Genomic DNA, 6,164 nt, shown 5'->3' with positions numbered 1-6,164 from the left:
TCCTTGGACGCTGGTGGAAGTGGTTGGATGAACTTTGTTGCCGAGGGCGAAAAACAAGGCTATAATTGAGTTCTTCGCTGATCACCACAGTGGAGAAAGTGATTGGGAAACAGAGACTTAGCGCTCTAGTGCATGACTCGTCTCCCGCTCCAAATACAAAAAGGAAGCAACGGCCTACACCGCGCTTCCTTTTTTCTTGCAAGTTCTGGCGCAATGGCAGAGTGGTTATGCAGCGGATTGCAAATCCGTGTACGTCGGTTCGATTCCGGCTTGCGCCTCCAGCAATTTCAAAAAACCCGCAGATAACGCTCTGCGGGTTTTTTGTTTTTCCGCATCCGCCAATTACCGCGCCGGCCGCCAGTCCGCCTCGCGGGTAGCCAACGAAGCCAGACAATCCGCTTGCCAGGCGAACTCCGGCTCGAACGATTCGGGATCTGAAACCGCGCCATAGCCGCCCTGGCCGTAGACTGCGGCGTAAGCCGCATATTCGGCCGCGCGGAGCGCCTTGCCGGCCAGAGCGCTGGCGACGGCGTAGGTCGCCGACACGGCGGCATGGCCGCAGCCATCGATGGATTTCGACCCCTGATGCCGGTTCGCCAGGCGCGAGGCCTGAGCGCAAGCCTGCTGCAGCCGTTCATGGGCGATTGCGCCGTCCAGATACCGGCCGAGCATCGCCAGGCAATCCATAACTTCCTGCTCTTCAAGCAAATGCTCGACCCGAAGCGCGCAGGCATGACCGAATGCCAGACGCAGGCGTTGATTGCGATCGGCCTCCAGATCGAGCTGTTTCGCGAGACGTTCCAGAGATGCGTTCATGGCGCCACCAATTGAGCATTCACCATGTTTAACTGCGTCTGCGCCGCAAGCGCAAGCATCGGGTTGAAGCGCCCGAGATCGAAGATGAGGATCTCAGGTACGATTGCGGCCAGCATCTCGTTACGCATCACTACGCGCCGTCAATCAAATGATTGCTATGGTGACGCCGTTTGCAACTGACGACGATCCCATGCGTACCCTTCCGAACTCTCGAGCCCGCTCTTCCTCCGCGCTGCTGACGCTGTCCACGGCGGCATTGCTCACGCTGGCCCCGCTTGCGGCGCAGGCGGATTCGGACAAGCACCGCCACCGGCACGGACGCGAGTATAAAGAGCAGTATTGGGACGGCGCCTGTAAGGTCGAGCGCAAATGGAAGCGCAACGGCGACTACCAGGAAAAGCGCAAGTGCCGGGACGACTATCGCCATGGCTACGTGCAAATGCCGCAGCCGGTGATGGTGCCCGCGATGCCGGCGCCCGCCATCATCATCAACCCTCCTCCCATCATCATCCGGCCCTGAACATGGATCAATCGGTGAAGGACGCGCTAGCGCGCTGGCCCGACGTGCCGGCGGTGTACGGCTGGCTGTCGCTGGACGCGCGCGGCCGCTGGCGCCTGCATCCGCAAGGCCAATCGGCCGCGGGCGGTCCGGGCGAGTCCATCACCAACACGCAGATCCTGGAATTCATCAATCGCAACTATGAACACGACGACGCGGGCCGCTGGTTTTTCCAGAACGGTCCCCAGCGCGTGTTCCTGCGGCTGGACGCGGCGCCCTATGTGTTGCGCCTGAGCGATGACAATAGCGGGCTGCTCACGCACACGAACCAGGCGGTCGCTTCGGTCAGCGCGTGGAGGCTGGACGACGCGGGCCAGTTGTATGCGATGACGCCCCTGGGAGCGGGTATCGTGCTGGATCGCGACCTGCCCCCGCTGCTGGAGAAGATGGCCACGGCTGACGCGCAGCCGCTGCTGGATGCGCTGGAGCGGCTCTCGCCCGGCGGCACGATCCAGGCCGTCCTGCCCGGAACCTATGCGGCCGCGCCGCTGGCGCTGATCGCGCAAAAGGATGTGGCGCAGGAATTCAGCTTCGTACCGAATCCCCGCGCCTGAACCCCTGGCTCAGAACATGCCGTTGGGATTGGCGGACTGCTCGGGGATGGGCTGCACCGCGTCCCAGTGCTCCACGATCTTGCCCTGCTCCAGGCGGAAGATGTCGATGATGGCGCTGCCCCGGTCGCCAGGCTGGCGCACCGCATGCACGTGCAGGATCACATAGTCCCCATCGGTGAAGACGCGCTTGATCTCGCTGCGCGACTGCGGAAACTTGTCGCGCAGAAATGCGATGAACTTGCGGAAGCCCTCGGGCCCGTCGGCCGCGTTGGGATTGTGCTGCACATAGCGGTCGCCCACGTACTTCAACGCCGCATCCGCGTCCTTCTGGTTCAGGCCCTTCTCGTAGAAGGCCAGTACGGCCGCCTTGTTGGCGGCTTCCTGTTCGGCGGACGCATGGACGGCGGGAGACAAGGCCAGGGCCAGCATGGCTGCGGCAGCGGCGCGCTTGAAATACGGCTTGGACAAGAACATGGAAACCTCCGGAATGGAAAAACGGCCGGGCCATTCTATGGTCCGGCCGCCCTATCGGCCACGTCCGTGGCGGTAGACAGTCTGGTGCGCGCAGCGATCAGCCGCGGCCGCTCTTGACCAGCGCGAACTTGCCGTCGCCCAGCAGCGCCAGCACGGCGGCCGCCACGGTCAGGAAGATGGGATATTCCCAGCCGCCGCCGGCGTTGCCGAAGCCCCAGCCATTGGGAAAATGCACCGTGGACGCCACGAACAGCTGCACCACGGCAATGGCGGCGACCCAGCGCGGCACGATGCCCAGGATCAGCAGCACGCCAGCGCCGACCTCGAAGAACGTCACCGGATACGCCAGCCAGCCGGCGAAGCCGATCTTGGCGAAGAACTGCGCGGTGCCAGGCAGCGTGAACACCAGCAGCTTGGTCAGGCCGTGGGCCAGGAACATGACGCCGAGCGCCACGCGCAGCAGCAGCGCGGCATAGGGCGCGGTACGGGTATCAACCATTGCACTCTCCTAGAGCGGTGGGGAATCGCCCAGGATGGGAAGATTCTTGATGAGCGCTATTCTTGCGATTCCAAAAACAAAGATAAACATGCAGAATTGCAAATTATTGTTCCCCGATAGGAAACAATCTTGGACACGCATACCGCCATGCAGACCTATGCCAAGGTCGTGGAGTTGGGTTCGTTCGCGGCCGCGGCCGACAAGATGGGCCAGGCCCGCTCCGTGGTCACGCGCCAGATCGCCTATCTGGAACAGAAGTACGGCGTGCGCCTCCTGAACCGCACCACGCGCAAGCTGAGCATGACCGACGCCGGGCGCGCCTTCTACGAACGCGTGCGGCCCATCCTGGCCGAGGTGGCGGACCTGGAGTTGTCGCTGCAGGCCGAGGGCCAGCGGCCCAGCGGCCGCCTGCGGGTGAGCGCGCCGGTGTCGTTCGGCATCCTGCATCTGGGACCCGCCATTGCCGAATACCTGCAGCGCTATCCCGACGTGATCATCGACCTGGACCTGAACGACCGCGTGGTGGACCTGGTGGAGGACGGCTATGACGTCGCCGTGCGCATCGGTCCACTGCAGGATTCCTCGCTGGTCGCGCGGCCGCTGGCGCCGCAGCAACTGCTGGTCTGCGCCGCCCCCGAGTACCTGCGCAGCCACGGCACACCGCAGACGCCGGAAGAGCTTAAGCAGCACCGCTGCCTGCATTACGCCTACGCCAGCACCGGCAACGAATGGCATTTCGAGAAGGACGGCGTGACCCATCTGGTGCGTGTGAACGCGGCCCTGCGGGCCAATAACGGCGACGTGCTGCGAACCGCGGCGCTGGCCGGCCACGGCATCATCCTGCAGCCCGATTTCCTGGTGGGCGACGACATCCGAGCCGGCCGCCTGATTCCGCTGCTGACCAGCTACGCCCACACCCCGATCTCCATGTACGCCGTCTATCCGCACCGGCGCTTTCTGTCGCCCAAGGTACGATCGTTCGTGGAGCATCTGGAGGGCCGCTTCGGCGTCCCCTCCCCGGTCGTTCCAGGCCGGCGCGCCAGCCCCCGCCGCAGCCGTTAGAATCGTACCCATGACCGCAAAATCGCCCCTCGAATACTTCCCCGCGCCGCGCCGTTCGCACTTCTGCAGCCAATGCGGCTCGCCCATCAGCCGCCGCGTTCCCGAAGGCGACAACCGCGAACGTGACATCTGCGATCACTGCGGCGCGATCCATTACCAGAATCCGAGGCTGGTGGTCGGTACCCTGCCGGTCTGGGAAAACCGTGTCCTGCTGTGCCGGCGCGCCATCGAGCCGCGCTACAACACCTGGACCCTGCCGGCCGGCTTCATGGAGCTGGGCGAAAGCACGGCGCAGGGCGCCGCCCGCGAAACGCTGGAAGAATCCGGCGCCCGCATCAAGCTGGGCGAACTCTATACCGTCATCGACCTGCCCCAGATCGATCAGGTGCACGTGTTCTACCTGGCCGAGGCGCTGTCGGCCGAGCTCGACCCGGGCCCTGAAAGCCTGGAGGCCCGCTATTACGACGAGTCCGAGATCCCCTGGGACGACCTGGCGTTCCGCACCGTGGCCACGACGCTGCGCCACTACTTCGACGACCGCAAGCAGGGCGTGTTTCCCCCCCATCACTACACCCTAGAATCGCACCGTTGAAACTGCCCTGGCTAGCCGTTGACACGCCCTTTCCGCCCGCGGAGTTTGCGCTAGCGGATCCCGACGGCCTGCTCGCCGCAGGCGCGGACCTGTCGACGGCCAGGCTGATCGAGGCCTATTCCAACGGCATCTTCCCCTGGTATTCCGAGGGCGAGCCCGTTCTGTGGTGGAGCCCCGATCCGCGCATGGTGCTCGGCATCAAGGACTTCGCGCCCTCGCATTCGCTGCGCAAGCTGCTGCGACAGATCGCCAGCCAGGAGCATGCCCCCGCGCCGCGCGTGCAGGTGCGGGTGGACACCGCCTTTGCCGAGGTCATGGCGCAATGCGCCGCGCCGCGCGACGGCCAGCCGGGCACCTGGATCACCGCCGCCATGCAGCAGGCCTATCGCGCCTGGCACGAGGCCGGCTACGTGCACAGCATCGAAACCTGGATCGACGGCGAACTGGCCGGCGGCCTCTACGGCATCAGCCTGGGCCGCATGTTCTTCGGCGAATCCATGTTCACCCACGCACCCAACGCCTCCAAGATCGCCCTGTCCTATTTGGTGCGCTACCTGGCCGCGCAAGGCGTGGAACGCATCGACTGCCAGCAGCAGACGCGCCATCTGGCCAGCCTGGGCGCGCGGCCCATTCCGCGCGCCATGTTCCTCCAGCATGTGCGGGCAGCCACGGCGCTGCCCGCCATCGCCTGGGACCGCGGCATACTGGATAGCGCCGGCCGCTTGCATCCCGACACAGCATCGGGCGCGGGGTTCAGCGTTAATATGTAGCCAACCCCTTGCGGGCCTGCCGCCGCAGCGCGGGAACTCCGATGAGCCAGCTCAAAGAACTCCCCTTCTCCACTCTGCAGTTCTACGCCACCGCTCCCTACCCTTGCAGCTATCTGCCGGGTCGCCAGGCACGGTCGCAGGTCGCCGCGCCCGGCCACCTGATCAACGCGGGCACCTATTCACAACTGGTGGAGCAAGGCTTCCGGCGCAGCGGGCTGTTCACCTACCGGCCGCATTGCGATAACTGCCATGCCTGTATCCCGGTGCGCGTGGATACGGCAGGCTTCGCGCCCAACCGCAGCCAGCGCCGCGCCTGGCGCGACCACCAGGGCCTGCAGTCGTTCGTGGCGGAGCTGGCCTGGTCGCCCGAACACTACCGGCTCTACACGCGTTATCAGCAGGGCCGCCATCCGGGCGGCGGCATGGACGAGGACAGCCGCACGCAGTATGCGCAATTCCTGCTCACCAGCCGCGTCAATACCCGCCTGGTCGAGTTCCGCGACGAGACCGGCGCGCTGGTCATGGTGTCCATCATCGACGTGCTGGACGACGGCCTGTCCTCTGTCTACACCTTCTACGATCCCGACCTTGCCGGCAGCCTGGGCACCTACAGCATCCTGTGGCAGATCGAGCAATGTCGCACGCTGAACCTGCCCTGGCTTTATCTGGGCTACTGGATCGCGGATAGCCGCAAGATGTCCTACAAATCCAGCTTCCACCCCGCCCAGTTCCTGGTCGACGGTGTGTGGGGCGAGCAGCCCGCGCCGCCGCCCGCCTGATCCTGGCCCCCTCCGGACGCGGGGCGCAGGGCCGGCAAAATTCGCTCTACAATTCCGCC

Annotated in this window: 10 protein-coding genes and 1 tRNA gene; 7 read left to right on the top strand and 4 right to left on the bottom strand. The window is 64.9% G+C overall.

Going from position 1 to position 6,164, the window contains the following annotated elements:
- Nucleotides 1-207: 207 nt before the first annotated feature.
- Nucleotides 208-281: transfer RNA gene (locus VIR09_RS04545), tRNA-Cys, on the top strand.
- Nucleotides 282-342: 61 nt separating this feature from the next.
- Here VIR09_RS04545 and VIR09_RS04540 read toward each other — a convergent pair.
- Together VIR09_RS04540 and VIR09_RS04535 are read right to left on the bottom strand one after the other, a co-directional pair.
- Nucleotides 343-816, bottom strand: a complete 474-nt coding sequence (locus VIR09_RS04540; protein WP_332011791.1) for a hypothetical protein — start codon at nt 814-816, stop codon at nt 343-345.
- On the bottom strand, nt 813-944 hold the full coding sequence (locus VIR09_RS04535; RefSeq protein WP_332011790.1) for a hypothetical protein: 132 nt from the start codon (nt 942-944) through the stop codon (nt 813-815). The genes VIR09_RS04540 and VIR09_RS04535 overlap by 4 nt, the downstream gene beginning before the upstream one ends.
- Before the next feature lie 29 nt (nt 945-973).
- Here VIR09_RS04535 and VIR09_RS04530 point away from each other — a divergent pair, with 29 nt between their 5' ends.
- Nucleotides 974-1,336 carry a hypothetical protein gene (locus VIR09_RS04530; RefSeq protein ID WP_332011793.1) on the top strand — a complete coding sequence of 121 codons (363 nt, stop codon included), beginning with the start codon at nt 974-976 and terminating at the stop codon, nt 1,334-1,336.
- Nucleotides 1,337-1,338: 2 nt separating this feature from the next.
- Complete coding sequence (locus VIR09_RS04525) at nt 1,339-1,929, top strand: DUF2946 family protein (RefSeq protein ID WP_332011789.1); 591 nt, start codon at nt 1,339-1,341, stop codon at nt 1,927-1,929.
- Nucleotides 1,930-1,938: 9 nt separating this feature from the next.
- Here the strand turns inward: VIR09_RS04525 and VIR09_RS04520 are convergent, their stop codons facing one another.
- Together VIR09_RS04520 and VIR09_RS04515 are read right to left on the bottom strand one after the other, a co-directional pair.
- A complete protein-coding gene (locus tag VIR09_RS04520; protein ID WP_414639387.1) occupies nt 1,939-2,403 on the bottom strand; it encodes a nuclear transport factor 2 family protein in 465 nt (154 codons plus the stop codon).
- A gap of 97 nt (nt 2,404-2,500) precedes the next feature.
- Nucleotides 2,501-2,902, bottom strand: coding sequence for a DoxX family protein (locus VIR09_RS04515; protein ID WP_332011788.1), 402 nt, complete (start codon nt 2,900-2,902; stop codon nt 2,501-2,503).
- Nucleotides 2,903-3,031: 129 nt separating this feature from the next.
- Between VIR09_RS04515 and VIR09_RS04510 the strand changes: the two genes are divergently transcribed.
- The 4 genes from VIR09_RS04510 to VIR09_RS04495 are packed head-to-tail and all read left to right on the top strand — an operon-like array spanning nt 3,032 to nt 6,105.
- Nucleotides 3,032-3,964, top strand: a complete 933-nt coding sequence (locus VIR09_RS04510; protein WP_332011787.1) for a LysR family transcriptional regulator — start codon at nt 3,032-3,034, stop codon at nt 3,962-3,964.
- A gap of 10 nt (nt 3,965-3,974) precedes the next feature.
- Nucleotides 3,975-4,556 carry an NUDIX hydrolase gene (locus tag VIR09_RS04505; RefSeq protein ID WP_013391758.1) on the top strand — a complete coding sequence of 194 codons (582 nt, stop codon included), beginning with the start codon at nt 3,975-3,977 and terminating at the stop codon, nt 4,554-4,556.
- Entirely contained in the window at nt 4,553-5,326 is a 774-nt protein-coding gene (aat, locus tag VIR09_RS04500; RefSeq protein ID WP_332011786.1) for a leucyl/phenylalanyl-tRNA--protein transferase, read from the top strand. The genes VIR09_RS04505 and aat overlap by 4 nt, the downstream gene beginning before the upstream one ends.
- 41 nt (nt 5,327-5,367) lie before the next feature.
- Entirely contained in the window at nt 5,368-6,105 is a 738-nt protein-coding gene (locus VIR09_RS04495; protein ID WP_332011785.1) for an arginyltransferase, read from the top strand.
- The last annotated feature ends 59 nt before the right edge of the window (nt 6,106-6,164 follow it).

Origin of the sequence: Achromobacter sp., from assembly GCF_036567245.1 — a bacterium.
GTDB lineage: Bacteria > Pseudomonadota > Gammaproteobacteria > Burkholderiales > Burkholderiaceae_B > Achromobacter.
Note: the sequence above shows the minus strand (reverse complement) of the source record. Positions and strands in the feature narration are given on the sequence as shown.